Annotated in this window: 27 protein-coding genes; 13 read left to right on the forward strand and 14 right to left on the reverse strand. The window is 60.3% G+C overall.

Annotated elements, in window-relative coordinates; genetic code table 11:
- Positions 1-19: 19 nt before the first annotated feature.
- Positions 20-1,612, forward strand: coding sequence for an RNA repair transcriptional activator RtcR (gene rtcR, locus ACTHQV_RS17905; RefSeq protein WP_440492102.1), 1,593 nt, complete (start codon positions 20-22; stop codon positions 1,610-1,612).
- A gap of 40 nt (positions 1,613-1,652) precedes the next feature.
- Here rtcR and ACTHQV_RS17910 read toward each other — a convergent pair whose 3' ends face one another.
- The 5 genes from ACTHQV_RS17910 to ACTHQV_RS17930 form a co-directional block, all read right to left on the reverse strand.
- Positions 1,653-1,991 carry a hypothetical protein gene (locus tag ACTHQV_RS17910; RefSeq protein WP_440492103.1) on the reverse strand — a complete coding sequence of 113 codons (339 nt, stop codon included), beginning with the start codon at positions 1,989-1,991 and terminating at the stop codon, positions 1,653-1,655.
- Entirely contained in the window at positions 1,988-2,290 is a 303-nt protein-coding gene (locus ACTHQV_RS17915; RefSeq protein WP_440492104.1) for a hypothetical protein, read from the reverse strand. The genes ACTHQV_RS17910 and ACTHQV_RS17915 overlap by 4 nt, the downstream gene beginning before the upstream one ends.
- Positions 2,291-2,403: 113 nt before the next feature.
- Positions 2,404-4,563 (reverse strand): relaxase/mobilization nuclease domain-containing protein, encoded by a 2,160-nt coding sequence (locus ACTHQV_RS17920; RefSeq protein ID WP_440492105.1) that lies wholly within the window; start codon positions 4,561-4,563, stop codon positions 2,404-2,406.
- Positions 4,560-4,847 carry a hypothetical protein gene (locus ACTHQV_RS17925; RefSeq protein ID WP_440492106.1) on the reverse strand — a complete coding sequence of 96 codons (288 nt, stop codon included), beginning with the start codon at positions 4,845-4,847 and terminating at the stop codon, positions 4,560-4,562. Before ACTHQV_RS17925 ends, ACTHQV_RS17920 begins: the two co-directional genes overlap by 4 nt.
- A gap of 289 nt (positions 4,848-5,136) precedes the next feature.
- Entirely contained in the window at positions 5,137-7,041 is a 1,905-nt protein-coding gene (locus ACTHQV_RS17930) for a hypothetical protein (RefSeq protein ID WP_440492107.1), read from the reverse strand.
- 295 nt (positions 7,042-7,336) lie between these two features.
- Here ACTHQV_RS17930 and ACTHQV_RS17935 point away from each other — a divergent pair, with 295 nt between their 5' ends.
- Positions 7,337-9,016, forward strand: a complete 1,680-nt coding sequence (locus ACTHQV_RS17935) for a DUF6538 domain-containing protein (protein ID WP_440492108.1) — start codon at positions 7,337-7,339, stop codon at positions 9,014-9,016.
- An 80-nt stretch (positions 9,017-9,096) separates the two neighbouring features.
- On the opposite strand, the gene ACTHQV_RS17940 is transcribed toward ACTHQV_RS17935, so the two are convergent.
- A complete protein-coding gene (locus tag ACTHQV_RS17940; RefSeq protein WP_440492109.1) occupies positions 9,097-9,288 on the reverse strand; it encodes a hypothetical protein in 192 nt (63 codons plus the stop codon).
- A gap of 127 nt (positions 9,289-9,415) precedes the next feature.
- Here ACTHQV_RS17940 and ACTHQV_RS17945 point away from each other — a divergent pair, with 127 nt between their 5' ends.
- Entirely contained in the window at positions 9,416-9,601 is a 186-nt protein-coding gene (locus ACTHQV_RS17945) for a DUF6961 family protein (protein ID WP_440492110.1), read from the forward strand.
- Positions 9,602-9,695: 94 nt separating this feature from the next.
- Here the strand turns inward: ACTHQV_RS17945 and ACTHQV_RS17950 are convergent, their stop codons facing one another.
- From ACTHQV_RS17950 to ACTHQV_RS17965, 4 genes are all read right to left on the reverse strand, one after another.
- Entirely contained in the window at positions 9,696-10,964 is a 1,269-nt protein-coding gene (locus ACTHQV_RS17950; protein ID WP_440492111.1) for a Y-family DNA polymerase, read from the reverse strand.
- Positions 10,961-11,386, reverse strand: coding sequence for a LexA family protein (locus tag ACTHQV_RS17955; protein ID WP_440492112.1), 426 nt, complete (start codon positions 11,384-11,386; stop codon positions 10,961-10,963). The genes ACTHQV_RS17950 and ACTHQV_RS17955 overlap by 4 nt, the downstream gene beginning before the upstream one ends.
- Positions 11,387-11,771: 385 nt before the next feature.
- Positions 11,772-12,569, reverse strand: coding sequence for a hypothetical protein (locus ACTHQV_RS17960; RefSeq protein ID WP_440492113.1), 798 nt, complete (start codon positions 12,567-12,569; stop codon positions 11,772-11,774).
- A 190-nt stretch (positions 12,570-12,759) separates the two neighbouring features.
- Complete coding sequence (locus ACTHQV_RS17965; RefSeq protein WP_440492114.1) at positions 12,760-13,293, reverse strand: hypothetical protein; 534 nt, start codon at positions 13,291-13,293, stop codon at positions 12,760-12,762.
- Positions 13,294-13,486: 193 nt separating this feature from the next.
- On the opposite strand from ACTHQV_RS17965, the gene ACTHQV_RS17970 reads away from it, so the two are divergent.
- The 3 genes from ACTHQV_RS17970 to ACTHQV_RS17980 all read left to right on the forward strand — a co-directional run bounded on the left by ACTHQV_RS17970 (position 13,487) and on the right by ACTHQV_RS17980 (position 15,586).
- Positions 13,487-14,119 carry an SOS response-associated peptidase family protein gene (locus ACTHQV_RS17970; protein WP_440492115.1) on the forward strand — a complete coding sequence of 211 codons (633 nt, stop codon included), beginning with the start codon at positions 13,487-13,489 and terminating at the stop codon, positions 14,117-14,119.
- A 137-nt stretch (positions 14,120-14,256) separates the two neighbouring features.
- A complete protein-coding gene (locus tag ACTHQV_RS17975; protein ID WP_440492116.1) occupies positions 14,257-15,111 on the forward strand; it encodes a hypothetical protein in 855 nt (284 codons plus the stop codon).
- Between the two features lie 22 nt (positions 15,112-15,133).
- Entirely contained in the window at positions 15,134-15,586 is a 453-nt protein-coding gene (locus tag ACTHQV_RS17980) for a PIN domain-containing protein (RefSeq protein WP_440492117.1), read from the forward strand.
- A gap of 179 nt (positions 15,587-15,765) precedes the next feature.
- Here ACTHQV_RS17980 and ACTHQV_RS17985 read toward each other — a convergent pair whose 3' ends face one another.
- The 3 genes from ACTHQV_RS17985 to ACTHQV_RS17995 form a co-directional block, all read right to left on the reverse strand.
- Positions 15,766-16,059, reverse strand: coding sequence for a helix-turn-helix domain-containing protein (locus tag ACTHQV_RS17985; protein ID WP_440492118.1), 294 nt, complete (start codon positions 16,057-16,059; stop codon positions 15,766-15,768).
- A complete protein-coding gene (locus tag ACTHQV_RS17990) occupies positions 16,056-16,259 on the reverse strand; it encodes a hypothetical protein (protein ID WP_440492119.1) in 204 nt (67 codons plus the stop codon). Before ACTHQV_RS17990 ends, ACTHQV_RS17985 begins: the two co-directional genes overlap by 4 nt.
- 105 nt (positions 16,260-16,364) lie before the next feature.
- Positions 16,365-17,108 carry a glycine-rich domain-containing protein gene (locus ACTHQV_RS17995; protein ID WP_440492120.1) on the reverse strand — a complete coding sequence of 248 codons (744 nt, stop codon included), beginning with the start codon at positions 17,106-17,108 and terminating at the stop codon, positions 16,365-16,367.
- Between the two features lie 199 nt (positions 17,109-17,307).
- Between ACTHQV_RS17995 and ACTHQV_RS18000 the strand changes: the two genes are divergently transcribed.
- From ACTHQV_RS18000 to ACTHQV_RS18015, 4 genes are all read left to right on the forward strand, one after another.
- Positions 17,308-18,435, forward strand: coding sequence for a DUF3667 domain-containing protein (locus tag ACTHQV_RS18000; RefSeq protein WP_440492121.1), 1,128 nt, complete (start codon positions 17,308-17,310; stop codon positions 18,433-18,435).
- Between the two features lie 141 nt (positions 18,436-18,576).
- The gene (locus ACTHQV_RS18005) at positions 18,577-19,167 is read left to right on the forward strand and encodes a hypothetical protein (RefSeq protein WP_440492122.1); all 591 of its coding nucleotides are present in this window, start codon (positions 18,577-18,579) and stop codon (positions 19,165-19,167) included.
- Positions 19,168-19,188: 21 nt separating this feature from the next.
- Positions 19,189-19,515, forward strand: coding sequence for an excalibur calcium-binding domain-containing protein (locus tag ACTHQV_RS18010; protein ID WP_440492123.1), 327 nt, complete (start codon positions 19,189-19,191; stop codon positions 19,513-19,515).
- 132 nt (positions 19,516-19,647) lie between these two features.
- The gene (locus tag ACTHQV_RS18015; RefSeq protein WP_440492124.1) at positions 19,648-20,409 is read left to right on the forward strand and encodes a ZIP family metal transporter; all 762 of its coding nucleotides are present in this window, start codon (positions 19,648-19,650) and stop codon (positions 20,407-20,409) included.
- Between the two features lie 236 nt (positions 20,410-20,645).
- Here ACTHQV_RS18015 and ACTHQV_RS18020 read toward each other — a convergent pair whose 3' ends face one another.
- Positions 20,646-21,254 carry a recombinase family protein gene (locus ACTHQV_RS18020; protein WP_440492126.1) on the reverse strand — a complete coding sequence of 203 codons (609 nt, stop codon included), beginning with the start codon at positions 21,252-21,254 and terminating at the stop codon, positions 20,646-20,648.
- Between the two features lie 321 nt (positions 21,255-21,575).
- On the opposite strand from ACTHQV_RS18020, the gene ACTHQV_RS18025 reads away from it, so the two are divergent.
- The 3 genes from ACTHQV_RS18025 to ACTHQV_RS18035 all read left to right on the forward strand — a co-directional run.
- On the forward strand, positions 21,576-22,991 hold the full coding sequence (locus tag ACTHQV_RS18025) for an esterase/lipase family protein (RefSeq protein WP_440492125.1): 1,416 nt from the start codon (positions 21,576-21,578) through the stop codon (positions 22,989-22,991).
- A gap of 617 nt (positions 22,992-23,608) precedes the next feature.
- A complete protein-coding gene (locus tag ACTHQV_RS18030) occupies positions 23,609-24,451 on the forward strand; it encodes a reverse transcriptase family protein (RefSeq protein WP_440492127.1) in 843 nt (280 codons plus the stop codon).
- Positions 24,452-24,585: 134 nt separating this feature from the next.
- A partial coding sequence (locus ACTHQV_RS18035) for a transposase (RefSeq protein ID WP_440492128.1) occupies positions 24,586-24,743 on the forward strand: 158 nt, incomplete at its 3' end.

Consider the following 24,743-nt stretch of genomic DNA (forward strand, 5'->3'; position numbering starts at 1 on the left):
TTTATCCTATAGTATCGCCATGAAGCCCATTGTCGCTATCGGTTTCCTTGGCTCGACGCTCGATGCCGCTAAGTTCGATGCCGGGCGGTGGAGCCGTTGGCGACCGACGGTCGGCCTCACCATGCACGAAGACCTGCGGGTCGACCGGCTCGTCCTGATCCACGGGACCCAGCATGCGCGCCTTGCCGCATTCGTGGCGCTCGACATCGCCTCCGTGTCGCCGGAAACGCGGGTCGAGATGCAGGTGATGGACTTCGCCGACCCATGGGACTTCGAGGAGGTCTATGGAAAGCTGCTCGACTTCGCGCGGGCCTATCCGTTCGATCCCGATGCGGAAGACTATCTCGTCCACATCACGACCGGCACGCACGTTGCGCAGATCTGCCTGTTCCTGCTGACCGAGGCACATTATCTGCCCGGTCGCCTGCTTCAGACACAACCTGCCCGTGGGTCTGGCCGCGCGGCGGGGACATGGAACATCATCGACCTCGACCTGTCGCGCTACGACAGCATCGCCACGCGCTTCGCCGCAGACAGCGCCGAGAGCACCAGCTTCCTGAAATCGGGCATCGACACCCGCAACGCTGCCTTCAACGCGATGATCGACGAGATCGAGCAGGTCGCCGTCCGCAGCCGCGCGCCCTTGCTGCTGATGGGACCCACCGGCGCGGGCAAGAGCCAGCTCGCCCGGCGCATCTACGAACTGAAGCGGGTCAAGCGGCAGGTGAAGGGGCCGCTGGTCGAGGTGAACTGCGCGACGCTGAAGGGTGACAGCGCGATGTCGGCCCTGTTTGGCCACCGCAAGGGCGCGTTCACCGGGGCGGCCGCGGACCGCGCCGGGCTGCTGCGCACGGCGGACACCGGCGTATTGTTCCTCGACGAGATCGGCGAACTCGGCCTCGACGAACAGGCGATGATCCTGCGCGCGATCGAGGACAAGCGGTTCCTGCCGGTGGGTGCCGATCGCGAAGTCGATAGCGACTTCCAGCTGATCGCTGGTACCAACCGCGACCTTGCCGCCTGCGTGGCGGCGGGGACGTTCCGCGACGACCTGTATGCGCGGCTCAATCTCTGGACCTTTGCGCTGCCCGGCCTTGCCGAGCGCCGCGAGGATATCGCGCCCAACCTCGACTATGAGCTCGATCGCCACGCCGAGCGTGAGGGCGACCGCATCACCTTCAACAAGGAAGCGCGCGACCGTTATCTCGGCTTCGCGACCAGTGCCGAGGCGCGCTGGCCGGGCAACTTCCGCGACCTCGCCGCCAGCGTCACCCGCATGGCGACCTTCAGTCCGTCGGGACGGATCAACGTCGACTGCGTCACCGCCGAGATCGCGCGGCTCAAGCGCCTTTGGACGGGCGGGGCGGACGCGCCCGATGCACTCGCCGGGCTACTGTCGGCCGATCAATTGGAGGCGCTGGACCCGTTTGATCGGGTCCAACTGGCGCATGTCGTCGCGACATGCTGGGTCAGCCGCTCCTTGTCCGAAGCCGGCCGCACCCTGTTCGCTGCATCCCGCCGTCAGCGCACCTCGACCAACGACGCCGATCGCCTGCGCAAATATCTGGCGCGGTTCGATCTGAGCTGGACCGACGTGATGGGCGATCGTTGACCCTGTAGGATATGGGGCGGCCGATGCCGCCCCGTGCCACTCAGGCCGCCGCCGTGATCCTGCTCCATCCCGTGCGGAAGGCGCTGATCTCGTCCGCCCAGAGTTGATGGGCCGTGTCCACGAGATCGGGATGCTCACCGGCCCATCCGCTCGGCAGGTGCTGTCGCGCCAACACGCAGAGGTGGACATGCTGCCGGGCGGTGCTCAGTCCGTCACCGGGCACGTGCAGCACTGCCATCGTCGACAGGCGACGACCGCCCGCCAGATGAACAGCCGCATAGGCCGACGCCATGTCGAGCAGGTCATGCGAAGGCATGTCATACTCGCCTTTGATGGTCAGGATCGCGGCGAGCAGCCGCTGATGCGGCCGGACGTTCAAATCATAATCTCCAACAGCCGCCACAGCGGGGTATCGGGCGCCCCCTGCGCCAGGATCAGTCGATGGTCGCGAGCCGTGACGGGCAAGCCGCACGGTGTCCGCGGCGCATCGGCTTCCGGTTTGAACGGCGCCAGCTTGCTGCCGAACACCGCCATGACGTGGTTGACGCTCTGCCGGGATCGCGGGCGCAGCAGCGCATAGCCGACGGCCTCACAGCCGGGTTCGCGCACGTCATAGATCATGTCCATGACCTCGGCCGGGCTGTGCCACGGTACCACAGCCGCATTCTTGGTCTTCATTGTCTTTGTCACTCCGGCTGCGTGGGCTGCACACGCGTCGCCTTCTTTTTCACCCTGACGGTACAGCCGCCAAGGCGCACTCCTGCTTCGCTTCTTCTGCATCGGGCGCTCTACTAGCGCCCGGCCTCCCGTCCGCGAGGCGGGAAACCGGGTGGAAAGTCTATATCGTTCGGACCTTTGCTCAGGCGGGGTGGGTTCGCATCACGCGCCTTTCGGCGCTTTCTTTGGTCCACCACGGGCAGCGCCAAGTCCGGCTCGGTCGATGCCAGTGAAAGCACCTTTGCGTGCGGCACGGGCTCAGGCATCGCCGTTGCTTTCGCGACGGGCATCGGTCGTTTGATCACGTTCACCGATGGTGAGGCGGCAGGAACGGTCTGGCCCAGGCTTGCAGGCATATTGTTCTTCGCACCTTCGACCTGGCCAGCCGTCGGGGCGAGCGATGGCGATGGACCGACCGCCGCGACGGGCGGTGGGGTCGCTCGCCCAACGAGAGCATGATGAGGCACCTTTGCGTGCGGCCCGGGTTCGGGCACCGTGGGCGACTTCGCTGGGGGTATCGGTCGCTTGATCACGTTCGCCGATGGTGATGCCGTCGCAACAGCCTCGACCGAGCTTTCAGGCACATCGTCCTTCGCACCTTGGACCGGTAGCGCCGGCGGGAGGGGCGAAAGCGATGGACCAACGACAGCAGCGGGCGGCGGAGCAAGTTGTTCAGCGAGAACATCATCCGGTTGCGGGAGCGACGGCTGAAGCGCACGCCACCGCTGCGCCAGATCGGGGTCCGCCAGTGCATCGGCGAGGCCATGTCTTACGGCCATGGCGTAGGTCCGCTCACGGAATTCGGGATCGCCCGTCACAATCACGCGGCCGTCCGATTTTTGAACGGCAAGACGAAACGCGGCGAGCATGGCCGCCTCGTCCCGTGCGATCACGTCGATTGCCTCACCCCTGTCGAGGAAGGCTGTGGGACCATCGGCTTTCCGGGCGTAGCGGACGCCGTCCGAGCAGGGATAGGCGCGAAATCCGTCGATCGACAGCAGGTCGGCCGGGCGCTTGCCGCTCCCCACTCCGAAACTGGGGAACGCCCTTGCGCTATGGCGATGACGCCACGCTTCGGCAAAGGGCCCTTCCCCGCGCTCATAATACCAGCTTTCCAGATTTGGCGCGGGCCTTTTGGGCGCCTTTTGCTTGGCGAGGGCAGCCGCGCGTGCACGATCGGTGGTATGCTCTGACGATGCGGCGTCGCGCTTGGCTTTCTGCCACCTCTTCCACCGCTCGAGCTCGCCGCGATATTCGTCAGCCCTAAAGGCCTTCGCTAACCGCTCCCCCTTCACGTCACGGGCCGCGATTTTCACAGCGGCCGCTCGCGGGACGAAATCCCCAAGGCGCTTTTCCAAGGGCACGCGGGTGATCGACCGATCGACGTCCGACGCTCGTACCTTCTCGTTTCCAACCGACAGGATGACGCCGTTCGTCCCGATGGTATCATAGCTGATACCGGCCTCAGCGAGCGAGCGATGCAACTCGTCCCACGATCGCGCCGCCCCGATCAGGGGCACGGCTTCCTCTTGGGCGATGCGTTGCGCGGAACGATAGCCGGTCCGGTTCTCGAACGCCGCCGCCTTGATACCCAGCGGCTTGCGTCCCTCCTCCTGCCTTGCCGCGGCCCCCGGCGCCATGACCAACCTGCCGTCCACGACGGTGTAGCGCGCATCGGCTTCGGCCTGCCAGCCGAACCGATCGACGATCAAGGCAACCGCCTGATGCGCTGCCTCGAGCGTGAAGCCGTCGTTGATCTCGATCATCCGCCGGGCAAGCGGATCATAGCGGTTGAGCGCGATGTGGACATGGCGGTTGTCGGTGTCGCCATGGCAAGCATAGATGCACGGCTGGTCGCTGACGCCGAGATGCCCGAGGAACATGCCGACCGCTTCGTCGATCTCGCCAGGCGTCGGCAACTCGCCCTCACGCCAACTGAGCAGCCAGTGGTCGATCGGATTGGGGCTGCGGGTTGCCGCTTGCGCGACGGCGATCATCTCGGCGCGTTGCCCCTCGATGGCGGTGCTGACGAAGTTGCGACCACCGATATGGAACAGGCGCTCGCCTTTCGTGCCGCCGAGCTTCTCGCGCAGCATATAGGCGACCTGATAATCCTTCTCCTCGCTCTGCTTCTCGGGCTGCCGGAGATAGTCGACGAGGTTGCGCGCATGCCTCGCCCGCTCCGTGGTCGCGTTGCGCCCGGCCGGGCGCGCCGGGATGCGTTTCACGATCACGGGGCGTCGGCCTTTTCATCGCCATCCACCACATCGTCCAATTCGTCGACCAACCCCAGGATCGCGGTGCACACGTCGCCGAGCGTCGTGGCGATCACGAACTCGTCGACATCGTGCGTCTCGGCCAGCTGCTGGATGCGGCGACCCGCGACGTGCAGCGCGGCGATCTTGCGCAGGGCATCACGATTGCGCACGCCGCCACCGAACAGACGGGCGCGAACGTAGGTCGATATCCCCACTTCGCCAGCCTCGCTGACCAGACGCTGCCGCTCCTCGGCGGTCACCCGGAAGACGATGCGGTCGCCAGAATCCTTCCTCGGCGGACGCTTGCCGCGTGCCTTTCGAGGAGATCGGCCGGCTTCATTCTGGCTCACGCCGCTTCCCCTGCGACAAGCCTCCGGCGCGGAGCAGGCCCCGCTGCGCGGCCGGTGGTGTCATACACCACCCAACCTGCTAACCTATTTCCTCCCTCTTCAGCGCGCAGGCGAGAGCCGGAGCGCGTGCTCCTTCTCACCTGGGTGCGCACCCTCTTTCTTCTGTTCTGCCCAGCCCGCCGGGCTGGCTCGGGGCGCGTCATGCGCGGTTCCCCTTCGCGCGCGTCGGGCGCGCCTGCCGCAGTTTCTGCGGCAGGAGGCGGATGGTCCGCTGGTCGGGCAGATGGCCGGTCACGATCGGGATTTTCGCCACCGTGGCCTTGAGCTTCTCGAGCGAGGCACGGCCCGGATAGCGGGTCATGCCCTCGCCGCCCGTCCCCTTGTGGCCGAGCAGATCGTTGCGGAACTCAATGAAGACCTCCTGGTCCTTCAGCTCGTCCGATACGGTATGGCGGGCGGAGTGCATCGCCTGACCGCGCTTCCGGTCGGGCACGCTAGGCGCGATATAGATCCACCACAGCTTGTAGAAGACGTCGCCCAGCTTTCGCTTGGTATCGCCGCCGGGCACGAATTCGGGGAACAGCAGCGTCTCCCCGGCCGAGCGCATCGCCTCGACATAGCGCAGGAAGCCGAGCCGGATCAGCTCATCGGCAATGACGATCACGCGCCGGGCGGACTTGTTCTTGAGCCGCCCGGTGATGGTGGGGCGGATCAGCAGATAGTCGATGCCATGCCGCTCCTCGACATCGTCGAGCATGAGCTTGGCCAATTCCTCGCGCCGCGCGCCGGTGTACCAGACCAGCAGCAGCAGGTAGTACAGGCCATCGTGGATGACCTTGGGACCGGGCTTCAGTCGCTCCTCGACGCTGACGCAGCCGGTCCATGGCGGCAGGCGGAAGATCGCCTCGCCCTGCTTACGTGTATAGCGCAGCCGCGCCTCGCGTTCGTCCTTGTCGATCGGGGCCGTGAACTCACCGAAGTCGATCGGCTCGGCGATGGGCACCGCCTTGCGCGTGAAGCTGTGGATCTGGCCCAGCTTGTTGAAATGCTTGTTGGCGGTGCCGGTGGACAAGCCGATCTGATCCATGGGCACATCGCCCGTCTCGACTCGATGGGCGAAGACGGCCGCCGCCTGCGCCAGGCTCTGCCCAAGGTCGTGGTCGCCAGCCGCCTTGCCATAGTTGACGGAGAGCTGATCGAACCATTTATCGAGCTTGACGATGTCCGCCTTGGTGACCCGCCACATCGGCGTGCCGGGCGGCAATGACTTCTGCAGCAGCACGGCGGCCCAGCGGATCTGGCGCAGCGTCTGTTCGCCGACGCTATCCTTCTCGCGCTTGCCGCCCTTGCGATGCTCCAGCAGGCGGGGCGTCGTGGCGATCATCCGCTCCGCTGCCTGGACGGGAGTGCAATGCAGCCAGTCCTCCGGCACCGCCGGAGCCGTACCGACCGGCGCCGGATGAACGCCAGCGACCGGAATGGGGAACGGCGCCGCCGGTGCAGGCGTGGGCGAACTGCCAGACGCCACAGTCCCGGGCGCGGCCGCACCTCTCAGCTGCGCCTCTGCGGCAGCATAGACGTCGCGGTACGCCGGGTAGAGGGCGAGTTCCAGCATCCAGCGCAGCCGGTCATCCATCGCGAAACCCGCGGCGGCAAGATGGCGATCGATCTCGTCCTGCCGGATCGGGTCGATCCCTTGCTCCTCCCGCATGGCGATGATCGTGCGCAGGTCGGCGATCCGCTGCGCGCTCCAGCCCTCCGCCTCCAACTTGCGCTCTTCGGCGGGCAGGAAGGACATGCGACCGCCCTGGTTTTTCAGGCGCTCGAAATAGTCGACGAACGCCAGATTGGCGGCCGAGTGGTCCTCGACATCGTATGGCGTCGATCGCTGCAGGGTGCATACCTCCGCCAGTCGCTCCTCGTACATCGCCTTGGCGATCGCCTGGAGCTCCTGCTCGGTAATATCGGTCTTCTGCCTGGCTCGCCTGTCGAGCATCTCCAGCACCCTCGGCGTCACCGCCGTGAGCGCCGCCCCTATGTTGCGCGCTGCCTTCCGGTCGGTGGTCCGCAGCGACAGCCGAACATCTAGGGTGCCATTATCCAATAAACGGTGAATTCGGCGCCACCAGAAAATGTGCCCGCGCCGATATACATGTTGAAGACAGTCCAAAACCGCGGCCTTCCCGGCCAGCGCATTGGCACAATCCGATGCACAATTGTGCAGGTGCCAGTCGCTGACCCTTATAGTCAGCCAGCTTCTTCAAACACTTAGCAGCCAATTGGCTGCGATTTCAGGCAGATGGCTGGGGCGGCAGGATTCGAACCTGCTACAACCCCATTCCCTCCTGAAACGTTCTTCCGTTGACACAATAACACGAACGCTACACTTTACTGCTACAATGGCTGCTACAACGACCGTCCTCGCCCGCTACATGTGGAAACGCCCTGGCATCGACATCTGGCAGCTGCGCAAGCCTGTGCCTGCTGATGTGCAGCGCGCTTTCGGTCGGAAGGTAGTCACCCGGTCTCTGGGATCCAGCGACGATCGCATCGCCACTATTGCAGCCTTGGCGATCCTCGGTGACCTGGAGGAACAATGGAACGCCCTGCGCAGCGGTACCACAATACGGCCAATATTACCTGCCGCGCTCGCCACAGCAGGTGATCCCCCGGAAAGGGTTAAGCTCACCGTTGTTCGAGCTGCATACGAGCAGGTTCTCGGCGAGCTCGAAGCTCGCGATAAGGCGCAGTTTTTGAGCGATCGGACGGCCTTTGACGAAAGCTCCGAACACCGTCGCAAGATGGCTCGCGAACTGAACCGCGAGGTACGAGCGGGTGACCTCACGAGGTTCATCGCGGTGACAGACCGGCTACTTGCTAACCGTGGCGTCGTCGTCGACCAGGGATCGTCTTGGTTCAATGATCTCGTACAACGCGTCGCGACCGCAGTGCTTGATGCGTTGGGCGTCGCGATCCGAGGTGATGAGGGAATGCTGGACCCTAAGCCAACGACATTGGTGGTCAAGGAAGCATTGAACCTTATCGAACCAGCGGCCGCCGCAAAAGACATTAAGTTCTCAGATCTCGCCGAGGCATTCATGCGTCAGTGGCTTGCAGGTCGCAGCGGCGCGAAAGAGACGAACACCGAGCCGCAGAAGCGCGCCACCTTTCGCCTGTTTAGCGGCTTTTTCAGTGACCGCCCGATCCGCGGAGTGAGGCCAGAGGACGCCGCGACGTTCTTCGACACGTTACGCCTTCTTGACCCTAGTTGGGCTCGTTCGCCGGCGGCGAGGCTCTTGTCTTGGCAACAGCTCATTGAGCGATACGGTGGTCGCGACCGCGGGCTATCCGATGCAACGTTGAATCGGCATCTTCAAGTGCTGCAAGAGCTTTGGACATGGTCCAAGAAGCGTGGCCATTGCGAAGGTGAAAACCCGTTCCACGGCTTTCATAACAGGCTGCGCCCCGGTTATAATGTCGCCCCATACGTGGCCTGGGAAGATACTGAGCTACGCCAGCTTCTCGAACCAACCCCGAAGCGCTCAGACCTGCTAGAAATCATTCTGGTGGGCATGTTCACGGGCATGCGGTTAGATGAGATTGCCTCTCTCACATGGGGTCAGTTGCAAGTAGCGGAAGAATGCGGCGTCAGTATCCCTTACTTCCAAGTCGTCGACGCGAAAACTCCGGCTGGGAATCGCAAGGTGCCGGTGCACAGCGATCTATCTTGGCTTCTCTCTCGAGCACGAGGTGCAGATCAGGATCGCGTATGGCCGACCTTTAACGAGGAGGGACGAGCGAAGAAGCCTGGCGCTGATGCCGGTCGAGAGTTCTCACGCTTCAAAGCAGCCAGGGGCTTCAGCGATCGAACCAAGGCCTTCCACTCTTTTCGCAAAAACGTCACAAGAATGATGGAGCGGGCCGGCGTACCTGAGAACGACTGGGCACAGATTTTTGGCCACGAGCGTGGTTTTACCTACAGGGTCTATAACCCCGATGGCCTACACATGCGCAGGCGCGCCGAAATCATCGCATTGATCGAATATCCCGGGATAGTGGTGCCTCACCCAGCGTCGTGAGATCCATCACAGCGGAGCGCATCAATCCATCACCGCCGGCCCAGCTGGGACGGTGCCGCCGTCACAGCGGCACCACGTGTTCACTTCACCGGTTTGGCGCCAGGCGCACCGCATTTGGCGAACTTGCCCTTGGCATCCTTGCACTTGACCGCCTTAGCAGGGGCGGCGGGGCACTTGATGAACCGCCCCTTGGCGTCTTTACACGGCGCAGCAGACGCGGGCACGGTGGCGATCGAAGCAAGCGAGAAGGCGAGAAGCACGGATTTCAGCATGGTATCCCTCCACTGCCCTTCAGGGCATCCGAAGGTATCAATTGTCGGGCGGCAGGAGCAACGATACAGTTTAAGCCCGGACTTATTGAAGCTACGAAGCGTCGGAGATCGCGGGATAATAAACAGGATGAGGCCAGAGGAGGAACGGTGGGCAGAGGCGCTACTCGCAATCCGCTTGCACGGCGACCGCGCACCCGACTGGATCGCCGAACGGATCGCAGCGCTGGCCTACGCTGGCGACGAAGCGGGCGTCGCTCACTTCATGGATATGGCCGCTCGGCTGGACGCCCTGAGCGACGGGACACGCCAGTAAAGCGATGGCGGGATTGGCTGCTGTATGCCGAGGCGGCTGTTCTCACCGTGCTAATGGCTGCGGCGCTGCTGTCGGGCATTTGGGGTATGGTTCGCTAAGCCCGCACAGTTGGCACCTGCGTGAGGTCTGTCGTCCAGGCGGGCGACTTCATCTCAGATCGCAGACGCCATTGCCGCTTGAATCCTTGCGATGCGGGCACCGCCGTGAACCGCCCGAACTTGCTGTTCACTTCGTCCAGTGCTGCCATCAGCCGTTCGCGGGCTGCACGGTCGCCTTCGAACAACGTGCGTGGCCGATCACCAGCCGGCAGCAGGTCGTCCAGCAAGACGCCCGCCTTCGTGTATGCGTAGCCGTCCCGCCATGCCCGCTCTGCGCAGCGACGGGCAGCGGAGATGAGTTCGAAACTGTCGCTGGTCATCGGGTGCAGCGTCGTCGATCGTGAACCAGCATATTGCGGCCGGTCCGGCTTGTGCTTGTTCGTATGGAAGAAGGCGGTAAACCGGCCAGCGACCAGCCCGTGCTGCCGCAGCTTCTCGCCCGCGCGCATAGCGTACTGTGACAGTGCCCCCATCATACCGTGAAAGTCGTGAACCGGCGTCCCGAACGATCGCGTTACGGCCATGCCCTTGCGGGTCGGCTCTACCGTCTCGACTGCGCCTGCGGGAACACCTTGCAACTCCGTCACCAGCCGCTCCAGCACGACGGTCCCGATCTGTCGTGCCTGTTTTAGCGGCATGTCTCGCAATGATGCTGCGGTGGTGATGCCCAGGTCGGCCAGCTTGCGCGCGGTCGCGCCGCCCACGCCCCAGATGTCTTCGGCCGGGAAGGTCCGCAGCACAACGTCGCGAACGCCCTCGTCACGCAGGTCGGCAACCCCGCCGAACTCGGCACGCTTCTTGGCCGTCGCGTTCGCCAGCTTCGCGAGCGTCTTGGTCGGCGCAATGCCGACACAGGTCGGAATCGTCGTCCATAGCTGTACTTGGCTGCGCATTGCGTGAGCATGGGCGACCAAATCGCGGCCTTCGAACCCAGCAAGATCAAGAAATATCTCGTCGATCGAATAGATCTCGAAGTCGCGCACGAATGGCTCGACTGCGGCCAACACGCGTCGCTGCATATCGCCGTAAAGGGTATAGTTCGACGACCGGACCTTAATGCCGTGCGCGCGGATCAGATCGCGTAGATGGTGCGCCGGGTCGCCCATTTTTATGCCGAGCGCCTTCGCTTCCGCTGATCGGGCTATCGCGCAGCCGTCGTTGTTCGACAGCACGATCACCGGCACGCCGACCAAGCTATGGTCGAATGCCCTCTCGCACGAGACATAGTAATTATTGCAGTCAATCAGCGCGATCGGCGTGGTCACAACACCCGCCGCGCGACGCCGACTACGACGCCCCAAATCTCGACGTACTCGTCGACCAGAATGTGCGGGAAGCCTTCTGCCTCCGGGACAAGCCAGTGGCGTCCGTCCATGTGCTTCAGGCGCTTCAATGTCCGGTCGCCATGGACGAGCGCCACAACGATCGATCCAGTGCGCGGCCGCTTCGCCCGGTTGACGACGATCAGATCACCATCGTTGATGCCTGCGCCAGCCATCGACCCGCCTTCAACGCGCATGATGTACGATGCGGCCGGATGTTCGACCAGGTACGCCCCAAGGTCGATCGGCTCCTCCATGTCGTCCTGTGCAGGCGAGGGAAACCCAGCCGGCGTTCGGATGAGGAAACACGGCAGCGAATGGGGTATCAGCTCATATGCAACGTCGTGAAGCTGTACCGTACCCATAGCGCTTGTCCCGAATCATCAATGCGATCCATGTAGCGCGGGTCGGAACGTAAAGTGAACAACGCAAAGTGGACGGTCGAGCGTCCGTTGTCCCGCCCGCTACCGTACCAACGTAGGATAGAGTTTCATACCAACGGCTTATTGCGATCCAATTGTATTGGATCGATTGCATTCGCCTGCGTCGCTCCCCCGCGAGCAGCGTTCCGAGGCGGTCGTGCCAACCTGGCCTCCCTTGCCATGCACGCCCTACACGATCGTCTCGGAACGTCACCAACGTGGTTGGTTCGGCTCGCCGGAAACCAAGGCTACCAACCCGCCAGCCCTTCAGAGCGAACGTCGGTGAGCAGACGACCCCGACGCCGAACGCGACGGGGTCTCCCAAGGCTTAGGCTACGTCCGCACCGGGAACGAACGTGGAGCCGCTAGTACCGTAGTAATAGTAGGTCACGCCGTTGAGCTCCTGCGAGCCAAGGTACTCGACCGACCGGATGTTAGAATCAACGAACTTAAGTTGACCGCCAAAACCGTTGCTCGGGTCGGAAGCGTCTGGGCCGCCGGTACCGGACATATCCAATACTCGGTTACGGCCGAAGCCGATCGTACCGTCGCCGTTGCCGTCGTAGAGTTGGCGGGTGGTAACCAGCAGATCATCGGCGCCAAAGCCGGAGATCGTGTCACCGCCCATATTCAGTCCCAGCGCGTTGTCGTGAAGAATGACACGGGCACCGCCGGCAGCACTGATCGTATCGTTGCCAATCGTTCCTTCGAGCACGTTCTCTTGGCCAAACTGTGCCCACAGATTCTTTCGCGTGGCACCGTCGGCGTAAGCAAACTGACCACCCTTGCTTCCTAGAACGCGGAGCTCGAAGGGGTTCGCGGTTGGAAGCTCGGACGCGATCACGACGTTATCCTCACCGGCGTTCTCGGCGCTGGTACGATCAATATCGATAATGCCGTTCACACCGGCGGAGATGAACCCATCGTCATTGCCGTCGAATAGCGCACGTGTCGTCAGAATCACGTCGTCACTGCCAAAGCCGATAAGGGCATCGTCTCCGGTAGACCCTTCGGCGAACACGAAAGCGGTAGGGCCGGTAGCGATATAGGTGTCAGCGGCGCCATTGGCGTCGATCGTCGTGAGGGATGACGTCGTTACGACAGCATCGTTGTTCCTGAATGCCATGGTGAACCCTTTTCGCAACTGAGAAGTCCAACCGGTGACAATCAGTCACAAACAGTTGCGGTTCCCGAACAATTTTCCCAACTGTATGGCTGTAACGCTTTGTAGCGCGTCCTAAAACGGGACAAACGTCTTCCGCCAGCGCTATCCGGCAGACGGCCACAAATCGTAGAGCGAGACGCCTTCCGCCATGTCATAAATCCTCGACGCGGCAATCTATGAACCATTCCGTCTGACCCGTTTGGCTGTCAGGCAGCGACCAGATCGAGGTCTTGGTTGTGCCGGTGACTGAGCCTGTGTCGGCGATGCGCAAACCGTCTTGTCCCAGCGGTGATCCTGCCGATCGAAACGTCCCACGGAGGTGCCGTTCAATGGCCTCGACGGTCAGATCCGCCGCCGGGGACAGGATCAGCGCCGCCGACGAACTATCTTTCCCCTCTTCAAAATCGAAACGCAGGCTCACCACGGCTGCGGTCCCGCCTCGATAATTGCCTTCCCACCTGCGAATGATTCGGTCGTTCTTGGGCACCGGACCATCCACCGCGTAATCGACGCCCTTCGCCACGTCGTTTCGTACAAGCGTCATCCCGATCGAAGTCAGATCGGACGTGTCCAGCCGGCTCGCTCCTGCGCGGCAGAAGGTGCGGTCGAACGTTGCTATGACCGCACCCGCATCGGCCGGAGTCGTGCTTGCCGCCAGAAGTGCCGCACCGATCGCATGGAACATTGCCTGCCTCCCGTTACTCAGGGCCGCGAAGGGCGTGGCGTCCCGAACGTAAGGGGTTCGGCCTCGCCATCCATTCGCGCCGCCAGTCCAACTTGCCCCCATCGGCCGCCTACTCGCAAGACGGATCGCACTACTTCCAAACCAGCCTACGGAGACACTGGCGGCCGAGATGTGCGCAACTATGTTCCCACCCATGTGCAATCGAGCCCGCTTCGCCGGCGAACCCGCTGACCTGTTCGGATCAGCCGCGAAGCTGTTTCCCGAGCGTCCTCGTGACAACCGGTTCAATCCGCAGGAGTTGCGGCCAAAGGGGCGGGCTTACGTCATCCGGGAACAGGACGGTGAACGCGGCTGGGACATCATGTCGTGGGACGTGCTGGGCGGTCAGGCGGCATGGCCAATGACGAACGTCCGAAACCTGAAGCTCCCGCAGTGGCGTAAGCTGGCGGCCGATCCGGCGAACCGTTGCTTGGTGCCACTCACCGAGTTCTGCGAATGGACGCCGGACAAGCACGACCTTGGCGACGGCAAGCCGCCGCTGAAGGGAGAGATGTGGTTTCAGGTCACTGACCAGCCGACGTTCGCGGTAGCCGGGTTCTGGCAACAGACGGTCGAGGGCGCGGGCTTCACTATGGTGACATGCGATCCAAACGAACTGGTCGCGCCGATCCATCCGAAGGCGATGATAACGATACTGCGACCGGAGGACGTCGAGACGTGGTTGCGCGGCACCTATGACGAGGTGGTCGCATTGCAACGGCCTTATGACGCGGCGGCAATGACGGTTCGCGGACCGGAGTTCCCGACGCGCAAGACGGTCGGCTGATCGGCGTGGTCTTGCGAGGTCTATGTGACCTGCTGGCCGCTCCACTGCCACGCGGGATTAATCGGCCTTTACCCCAGCGCAATTGTCAGGCTCTATGTCAGCCGACGGTTGGCATGTCCGGGGCGAAATGAAAGCTGATGACCACTAAGGTCGAACTGAGTATCGCGGGACGTGGCGCGGATGACGCCCCGCTGCTCGGGGATCTTTTGGCCCAGATTCAGGATTTTTTCGAGATGGTGAACGTGGTGGCTGCGTCCATCACTGGAGATGACGTAGAACGCTTTGACTGGCGCGTCGTGGGTCTGAGCAAGAATAGTCCCGCGCGGGTGACGGTTGAAGCATTTTCTCGGCACGGGCATAGCGACGGAGAGGAAATAGCTGCTACAGCGCGTAATGAAGTTGTTGCCGGCCTCTTACAGTTGCAGACGAGCAATGTCCGTCCACTTTATTTTAACGACAACGTGGCAGAGGTAGCAGATCGCTTTATTCGCCGCATAGCTACTAGTCTTACCGAAACCGGTATTGGAGATGGAGAAAAGCAGATTGCGCTGATTAAACCCGCCGGCGCAGTCGTGGCTATCAAAAATCTAGATGCCGTCCGCGACGAAGATCCAATTCATCCATACCGTGAGCTTGGCAGTATCGAGGGACACATCCAAAATGTCGGTGAAGATGGTTACGGACGGCCGTACATCATCATTAAAAATCGCATTACCGGTAAAGATGTTCGTTGCATCCTTTCCGGTTCCGCGTTGCAGGCTCTCGAAGAGGAGCCAGTCGCGAATGTGGTTTGGCGCAAGCGCCGTGTTACGGCCATTGGGGTTCTAAGGTATCGTTCGATCGGAAAACTCAGCCAAGCGGACGTGGAGCGGCTAGACTTTGCGGATCCGCTAGAAGCGTTGCCGCAAGTTCGAGATATTATCAACAAACAGTTCACTCGCGGACTGACTTCCGGGGATTACTTAGAGAAGGTCCGTAATGGTGAAGCCTAGGCGGGTGGCATGGGATGCGTGCATGTGGATCGCGACGATAATCCAAGAGTCGGTTCCGACCAAAGGGGGCGGCATCGAGGACCGTGGGCGGCTCTGTAATCACGTAATCGAATTGGCGACGAAGAAGACAATTGAGATCGCAACGTCCGGACTATCCCTCGCCGAGGTATGTAAAGACGATTCCATTAAAAACGAAGACCCTGACATTCTTTCAGATTTTTTCCGAAACGATTACATACTCATCGTGCCTGTCGATCGATACGTTGGCACACTTGCCCGTCAGCTTATGCAAAGCGGTCTTGCTGGCCTAAAGCCTCCTGACGCTGTGCATTTAGCTGCTGCGATGTCCTGCGACGCTTCGGAATTCCACACGTTCGACAAGGTGCTTCTACGATTGGATCAGCAGATACTAACGCCGTCCGGCGGACTGCTTAGGATATGCAAACCGCCAGAGCCCGCGCTTAAGCTGCTTTAGCCAGCGAACTTATGAACGTCACGTTGTATACGATTACCGCCTCACTGGCCACCGATCGCACATCGGCCGCTGGCTCGGGTATCCGTTACTGCGCATAGACCGCTGGTGGGCCGCTTCCATGACGCGCTGGTACTGCTTAATTGCTTCAGTGACAAACCGGCGGCTGGCGTCCTGCCCGCTCACGGTACGACCAGTTCGGGCGGCACGGACTCGCGCAAATCGGCGGCGCTGATCGACCAAGCGCGAGCCAAGGCATCCAGCTCGGCCAGCGAGACTCGGTCCCGCGCCGAGATTGTCGCCAGCCGCTTTTGCGGAATGCCCGTCAGCCGGGATAGCGCTTCGTAAGGCGTCGTCTTTTGTGCAACCCAAGCGTCGAACCACCACGATCCAGTAGCGATCGCACGGGCAACTGGATGGGTGTCGGACCATGTGTCGAGATACACCGGTAACGGACGTTCGCCCTTCCGCCTCATGGCAGGACCGACAGCGTCAGCTGCTCACCACGTGCCGCAAGGACACATCGCGCCTGCTGTGCCGCGTCGACCGCCTGTCGGTACTCGACGGTGCCATAGCGCTCGGCCTCGTCGAACCCGAACCGTGCCCAGTCATCGGATGGATAGCAGGCGTCATAGATCGCGCGCGCAGCTGCACGCAGACGCAGGTCGTGCTGCATTGGAAGCTCCCTTGTCGTGTCGAGTCGCCCGGCTGGCGGGCAGTGGAACGTAGAACGAATAGGGAACGTTTCGCAAGACGGGTTGAGTTTGGTCGGGGCCGGGGTTCAGCTGCATCCCCCACCACAACCGCCGCCGCAGCCCCCGTCGCTTCCGCCGTCGCCGCAATCACCGCCACCCGCTCCATCAAAGGCGAACAAATCCCATTCGAAACCGTCCCCGTCGACACGACGAAACTTGCCGAATAACCGGCAAAGCGCAGCAACAGCAATCATTGCGAGGACGACCGCCACCGCAAGATGTTGGCCGGCGATCACCATCACCGCCATCGTACCGGCACCGATTGCCGTCCATTTCGCAATGGCTGGATCAGGAGCCTCGACTATATCGACGCGCACGAAGCGACGTTCGAAACGGTGTTCCGGGTCAGGCCAGATGTCTGAAGGTGGCGGGTTGCCGAACGTCTCGCGATAGCGTTCGAGGGTATAGGCATAACGGTCGCGGTAATGTTCGCGCTGTTCGCAGCCGCCACTGGTTGGTTCGTGGTGAATGTCCCGCCCAATGGTGTCACGACACAGGCCATGCCAGTAGTCGCGGGTAAAGGTCAGGTGCAGGTGCCATGCCTGATCGACCGCGTCAGAAGGGGTGAGTTGATCGTCGCATATCGCGATTAGGGCGAGGAAGCGGCGATACTCCACCGTGACCCTTGCAGCGAAGTCCTCGCTCCAACCGTTCTCTGCGGCCAGCCTCCCTTCGAAGCTGAGCGCTGCATCGGTCCGGCCGATGGCCAGGGTTTCGATCCTCCCGATGAGGACCCTTCGCGCCAGATGCGCGGAGTCGTTCGTTTCCATGTCCGGGTAGCATGGTAGGATATTATTGCGAGTTGATGACGGAGGAGGCAGCCTTTTCCGTAGCGCTGCATAAGCTGTTTGCTGGGCGGGCCTCGTGTGCCAATCTGATTGTGAATGACGCGGTAGCCGCCCGAGCAGACCAGACCTAAGGTGCGGCAAAGGCGATTAATATTCGACCGACCGGGGGGGGACGGGCATCATGGACAGTATGGACGATGTAGGGGCGCTGGTTACGGGCGGACTCGCGGCACGGACCTTGGATCATCCGGGTCATGCACCTGCCCATAACGATGCCCATCATTTGCAAGGGCACGACTGCGCCAATTGCGGAACGCCACTAACTGGCGACTATTGCCACGCGTGCGGACAGGCGGCGCATCTGCATCGCGACATCACCGGCTTTGCCCATGACGTCCTGCACGGCGTGTTCCATTTCGAAGGCAAGTTCTGGTCGACCTTGCCGATGCTCGCGTTCCAGCCCGGGCGGTTGACCCGCCGGTACATCGACGGAGAGCGGGCGAAGTACGTGACGCCGATGGCGATGTTCCTGTTCTCGGTCTTCCTGATGTTCGTTGTCGTCAGCAACGTGCCCGGCTGGTTCTCACCAAGCGACATCGAGGCCAAGACGCCAAATGTCGAAGCGGCACGGCAGGATCTCGCCACGTCGATCGACAAAGGTCAGGAGCAAGTGGAGCGGCTGACCGCCGAGCGTGCCACCGTAGCGAAGGCGGGCGGGGACACTTCTTCGATCGATGAGAAGCTCAATGAGGCTCGTAACGAACTGCGAGGGTTGCGGATCGCCGAACGGTTCGTTCCAGGTAAGGCAGCCGACGCGGGCAAGCTGCAGGTTTCGTCTCCCGTACAAGGCACGGACGCAAAGGACGGCGCCGGCGCGTGGCTTCAACAGAAGATCGATCAGGCACGCGAGAACCCCAAGCTGCTGTTCTACAAAATGAAGAGCAGCGGGTATAAGTACAGTTGGGCGCTGATCCCCATGTCCCTGCCCTTCCTGTGGGTCATGTTTGCGTGGCGGCCTCGCTTCGGTCTGTACGACCATGCGGTCTTCGCCACCTACTCGATCGCGTTCATGTCGCTGATGGTTGTGGTGCTGACATTAGTCGGCTGGACGCTTGGCGGGTTTGGCCGGACGATCGCCTGGAGCGCGCTCTTTATCGTGCCGCCGGTCCACATGTATAAGCAGTTGCGACATGGCTATGAGCTTCGCCGTTTCAGTGCCCTTTGGCGCACTGTCGCGTTGCTCCATGTCGTGTCGTTCACGTCGCTCGCGTTCTTCCTGATGCTGCTCTCGCTTGGGCTGGCGGAGTGAACGGCAGCCGTCAGCATGAAAGGTAGTAGATTCTCCAAGCCGAAGTGTTGGGCGAAGGTCAGCAGGCCTATTGACGTCACATCGAACTGGTAGTCGATTACGGCAGTTCGGCCGGGGGGCCGAATCGAATTTGGGGGCTATATGAAAAAGGCACTTTTGCTTGCCGCTAGCGTCATGCTGGCATCCTCTGCGCATGCTCAGACCGCTGCCGTAGCGCCGGCAGCGCCAGCAACAGCAGTGGTCGTCGGAGGCGACGCGTCGGTTCTCCGCGCAGGAACGTCCGTCGTCCTTCGCACGCTCGATGGCCTCACCACTGAAGGCAAGAAGTTAAAGGTCGGCCAGCGCTTTAACCTCGAAGTCGCCGAGGCGGTGCAGGTCAACGGTGTGACCGTCATCCCGGTCGGAGCGCATGCTGTTGGCGAAGTCACCGACATTCGTAACAAGGGCATGTGGGGCAAGTCGGGCCGTATCGGCGCCCGTTTGGTCTATGTCGAAACGAACGGTCGTCGCCTCCGCCTGTCCGGTCAGATGGACGATAAGGGTGTGACCGGAACGGCGGGTGTCGTCGGTGCGATTGCATTGGTGCCGGTAGCAGGCTTCTTCATGACGGGGACGAGCGCGCGCATCCCCGCCGGCTCGAACATCACTGGCTATCTCGATGAAGACGTGCCGGTTGCCTTCACAGGCACGGCAGCGCCGGCGCCGATGGTCGTTCAGACTTCGAGCAAGTGAGCCAACGCGGCTGGCGCAGCTATGCGTCAGCCGCACCGGTTCGGAAGGTGCAAATCGATCGCTTCCGCTGCATTCGTTTCCGCGATCCAACTCCTCGCTCTTCTAGTGACGCCCGGCGGTTTGAACGCTGCTGGCTGCCATAATGATCGAAAGGGCGGGACCGGCTACCACTGCCATCGATCGAGCATCCGACAGCCGCTCCGGGACACGCGTCGGAATCTATCCGAAAGCACGAACTTCCCAAACTGTGCCGCAGCACGGGCGGTCGGCGCGGCGCCTGTTCGTGCTGGCGACCCCGGCTACAGCAGGCGGCTCGATCGTGACGGTGACGGCGTCGGGTGCGAATAACGTTACGTCCGACTTGCTGCTGCGGATCGACCTTCCAGTTGAGACGTAAGTCGCGTGTGCTGCGACGGATGCAGGTACGGGAGATGTCATGATGGGAACCGCTGGCCGCTTCAAACCGGTGCTGTCCAGATCATGACCGGCATCTGGGCCGCGGGCTTCTGGGGACTGGTTGGCGGCTCCGCTCTGCTCATCGGGGCATTGATCGCATATTTCGTCCGCCTGCCACAGCGGTTGATTGCCTCGGTCATGGCGATTGGCGCCGGCGTGCTGATCTCGGCAGTTGCGTTCGACCTTATGGACGAAGCGTTCCAGCAAGGCGGCTTCGACTCGACAGCGTTCGGTTTCTTGGGCGGCGCTGCCGTCTACACGCTTGCTAACATCGTCGTATCGCGACGTGGGGCCAAGCACCGCAAACGCTCAGGTTCGAACCCGGACGAGAGCCAGCCGGACGCCAGCTCGGGCTCGGGGACGGCCATCGCGATCGGCGCGCTGCTGGATGGCATCCCAGAGTCCGTCGTTATCGGCGTAAGCCTGCTCAGCGGCGGCGGAGTGAGCATGGTTACGGTAGCAGCGGTGTTCCTCTCGAACGTCCCAGAAGGCCTATCGAGTGCGGCGGGCATGAAGGCTGCTGGCCATGGCGCGCGCTACATCTTTGGCGTCTGGGGTGGCATCGCGGTCGCATCGGCCATTGCGGCCATGATCGGCAACATCACGCTTGCTGGCAGCAGTCCGGACTTAATCGCCGGCGTAACGGCAGTCGCCGCTGGCGCTATTCTCGCGATGCTAGTCGATACGATGATCCCCAAAGCGACAGAGGCGACCCACGACTATTCAGGACTTATTGCCGTCTGCGGCTTCCTTGTTGCATTCGTGCTATCGAAGAGTGGTGCGTGAGGGCAAACGCTCGGCGATGCCGTCTTCTCCTGGCCCTTCCCGTCTTCAACGGATCGCCGAGCGGTAACAGTTGCCGTAGGCAGTCACTCAACGCCCAGCCATGCCGCCCGCCGCTGCTCGCGACAGGTCTGTTTGGGGCGTGAACAGACGCCACCCTTTCCTGTGGATGGCTCTTTCTGTCCCCTTCAGCCTGTTAGGCACCATCCGGATGCCGCGCCTTGGCTCGGTCTAGGACTTCACTTGAAAGACAGCGCGTTACTAGGGTTGTCAGATCGTAGCGCTCGATAAACGCTTGCCCGCCCAATACCTAACCGCTTGGCAATCTCGCTTCCGCCAACGCCTTGTTGCCGCAAAGCGCGTACAGCGTTGCCGTCAACAGTCGGCCTACGGCCCTTGTAAACCCCCGCTTCCTTCGCACGGTCGATGCCTTCCCGCTGGCGCTCCCGGCGAATGTCAGCCTCAAACTCAGCTATTGACGCTAGGACACCAAGCAAAAGTTTACCTGTCGAACTGGTTGTGTCCATACCGCCTTGTTGCAGGCACTGGAACGATACCCCCTTGTCAGCCAAACGCTTAACAATCGAATGAAGATCACTCGCGGATCGAGCAAGGCGATCTAATCGAGTTACTACAAAGGCATCCCCGTCGCGAACGAAAGATAAAGCTTCAGCGAGCGCGTCCCGCCCCGCCGTCGTTGTGCCGCTCCGCTTCTCGGCGAAAACTTTCTCGCAACCCGCAGCGCTCAATCCGTCGAGTTGCACGTCTAATGACTGTCCCACCGAACTGACACGTGCATACCCTACGCGCATAACCACCTCTGTCTCAATAGCGTCTAGAGGTTGCATTCTGGTTGTCTCAAAATACAAAATCAACCTTTATAAGACAGTTGACCCATCTGAATGTGTCTCATCCACTTGCCTCGGTAAGGTATACGCAAACGGAACAGCCATAAGGTAAGGTTCTCTCACTACGGATGGATAGCGACCCTGAAAGGGAACCTGTCCAAGATTAGCCTAGCGAAGAGACATCATGGCCTTCGCCAACGACTGTACGTAGTCCAACAACAAGTTTGCCTTCGCTGGGGACTGGCGGCCGAGCACTCCCATGGCTAAACGTTCTCTTAGGCTCAGAAAGGGCCCTATGATCATGGAGCGGTCTAGGACAGGATGTCTGTAATCCATCAGGTTGCCGGTACCGACTGCGAAGTTCGGCTTAACATCCTGTTCTTTCATGGTCTGAATGGACACCACCAAGAGACCTGGACATGCCCAGGCAAAGAAAAGGTTTTTTGGCCAAGCTGGTTGGCTGAGGACGCTCCAGGCGTGAGGGTTTCGTCCGTCGAGTATGACGCGTCGCCCACTCGGTGGAGATCGGACGGCATGACGCTTACCGATCGTGCCGCTAATGTTGCGTCGCAAATTGCGGTCGACGCTACTTACTGTGATGCACCACTAGCTCTTATAGGGCATAGTTTAGGTGGCAATGTCATCAAGGCAATCATCAGGCACCTTAAAGATCACCGATCGACCAATCCTCGATATGATCTTTTACTGAAACGTATTCGGCTTGTTGTTTTTTTGGGGACGCCGCACACCGGCGCCACTATCCACCGAAAAATACCAATATTTATTCAAAAGCTCTTACGTTTCACCAAGACCGTTGATGAGCTGGATTTGGACTCACCTATCCTTCGCGACTTAACGAGTTGGTATCGATCGAACATCCTGCCGGATTCGAAACATATGGTCTTCGTTGAAGCCAAACCGACGGTAGGGGGAGCGCTAATCGTATCACCGTCGAGCGCCGATCCGGGCATACCAAACGTGACGCCCATTCCTGTCGATTCCAATCATTCCTCGATTTGCAAACCAAACGACCGTAGTGGCGAGGTCTACAAGCTGATACTCGATGCAATACAGACTGTTATGGCAGATCAGCTACCGGAAATACTTCAAGACCCTCCTTCCATTTTAAGTAGTCCTGCAGAAAAGACGCAGCGCCGACGTCGCGGTGTAGATATGCGCATTGAAGCACATCGCAAATCGCTTATGGATGCTGGGGACGAGCGGCCATTCACCATACTACTTTGTGGTCCAACTATTAAAGAGAGTGACTTATCTCCCGCCGCCCAACTTTGTTCAAAGATCAAGAATCTTCTGGAATCCGATGGATTCCAAGTTGTTATAGGTCAGTCTCAAGGTATGACAGACTCAAGATTGGGTGACGAAAGTAACACGCTGGGTCGAGAATTAAATTTCATTGGGAACAGCTGTAACGCGGTTGTCGTTATTGCCAGCGGGGCAGCCGGATGGAGCGAATTAGGTCTATTCGGATGGCATATGGCCAGTAACAAATCAATCCGAGCCAAAGGCGTAGACATCGTTGTTATCGCCGATAGCGCCGACGCTGTTGGCCATAATTTCTTAGCATCGGGTCCAGTTGCCTACGGCGAAGCAGTTGGTCGTGCCGATATTACTTCTTTGCAAACCTACAATCCTGAAACCGTATTACATCGCATGCGCGCACGTCGTAGTATGTATGTAATGGATCGGCGGGGGCGACCGAAGCGAGGCGCTGCATGAGTTCTTCCCTAAATCGCGCTGGCATTTTATGGGCACTGGGCATTTTGCAACCAGCGTCAGCGAGCGAGTTGAGCAACTACCTTTCTATGGTACTGCCGGAAGCAGGTAGCGCGCCTGATGAAAGCGATCTTCAAAGGTTTTTAATCGATGCATCGGATATGCGGCAAGTGGTACGTGTTCATAGGGATCCTGATCTCTTCTCACTCACGTCACATGGAAACTACTACCTTTCCAAGAAGCAGCGCTTAAGTAGAGACCGAGAACGATTGTTCTTGCTGCGAGACCTCTGGGCGGATAGGGTAGTACGGTCATCTGAGGAGACGTTCGCGGGATTGGACGGCGTAGCGCAGTCCGCAAACGATAGAATAGACATACAAGGGTCCGGGGCCAATAAGCCCGGCCCCTGCGTTCCTCGGGTCCGATCTTATTGGCCCCGGATCTCAAGGCAGTTAATAGAAGAAACTGGCCCGTTAGTTTCCTCAGATGACATTTTTCCGAATTATTTATCGTTCTCGACCATCCGCCAATTAGAGTTGGCGCGCATTGGGTCGAGCGATAAGTGGGATTACTCGGGAATCGCTTTATCGATGGGAGTTTCCCCACTTCTTCTTCTTCGAATGGCAATAAAGCCTGAACCTAATTACAGAACATTTGAAATACGAAAATCATCCGGCGCTTTTCGTAAGATTGAAGCGCCTCGAGTCTTCCTTAAGACCGTGCAGCGCTTTATCGCAGACTACGTTCTACGGGATTTGCCTGTCCACGACGCAGTACATTCCTTTAGAAGAAGTAGGTCGTCGGTGACGAATGCTCATGTACATCGCGGATCGCACTGGGTAGGAACAATCGATATTGAAGATTTTTTTCCATCGATAAATGAGGAAGCCGTTCAGCGGTTACTTATGACAAACGGCTTTTCGGTCCGCGAAGCGACGACGATTAAGCGGCTTTGCACCTATCTTGGCTCTCTCCCACAAGGCGGACCCGCGAGCCCCGTCATCTCGAACGCCGTTCTGTACGAATCAGATGTTATCTGCGCGTCTATCGCGGAGGGTAACGGGCTAAAGTATTCTCGTTACGCCGACGATCTAACATTCAGTGGCGATAACAAACATCAGGTAACGTCAGCGATCGATGCAGCAAAAACAATCCTCAATTCGAAGTATGGAATGAGGATCAACGAGAAAAAATCTCGTATAAACGGCCCCTCTTCGCGGCGCGCAATCACGGGGGCCACTATTAGCGACAGCGTTCTCCCACCGCGAGAGATACGGCGTAATATTCGCGCCGCTTGCTATAATTTATTAAAATCGGATAAGGTTGATATAGTTAAGCTTAGAGAAGTTCAGGGTTACTTAAGCTATTTCGAGTCATTTCCGGACTTTCGAATGCGATCTGAGTATTCCAAAATGCGGGAAAAACTTATTGTTGCCAAAGCAAAATCGCGCCAAATTGGCTGAAACAGGATAACATTGAAGCGATACAAATCTGTACACTATCCTGACGACTATAGAGGAGCACAATTCTGCTTGACGTGACCCCCGTTTCTTCATCCACCTGGACCTAGAGACCGGCCCTCGAAGGGACGGACGGAATGAAGCGGAAGCAATTTTCGGAAGAGCAGATCATCGGCATCTTGAAGGAGGCTGAGGCGGGTGCAGTGGTGACGGAGCTGTGCCGCAAGCACGGCATGTCGAGCGCGACCTACTATGCATGGAAGGCGAAGTTCGGCGGCCTGGAGGTGTCCGACGC

Source organism: Sphingomonas sp. SAFR-052, from assembly GCF_051965015.1.
Classification (GTDB): domain Bacteria; phylum Pseudomonadota; class Alphaproteobacteria; order Sphingomonadales; family Sphingomonadaceae; genus Sphingomonas.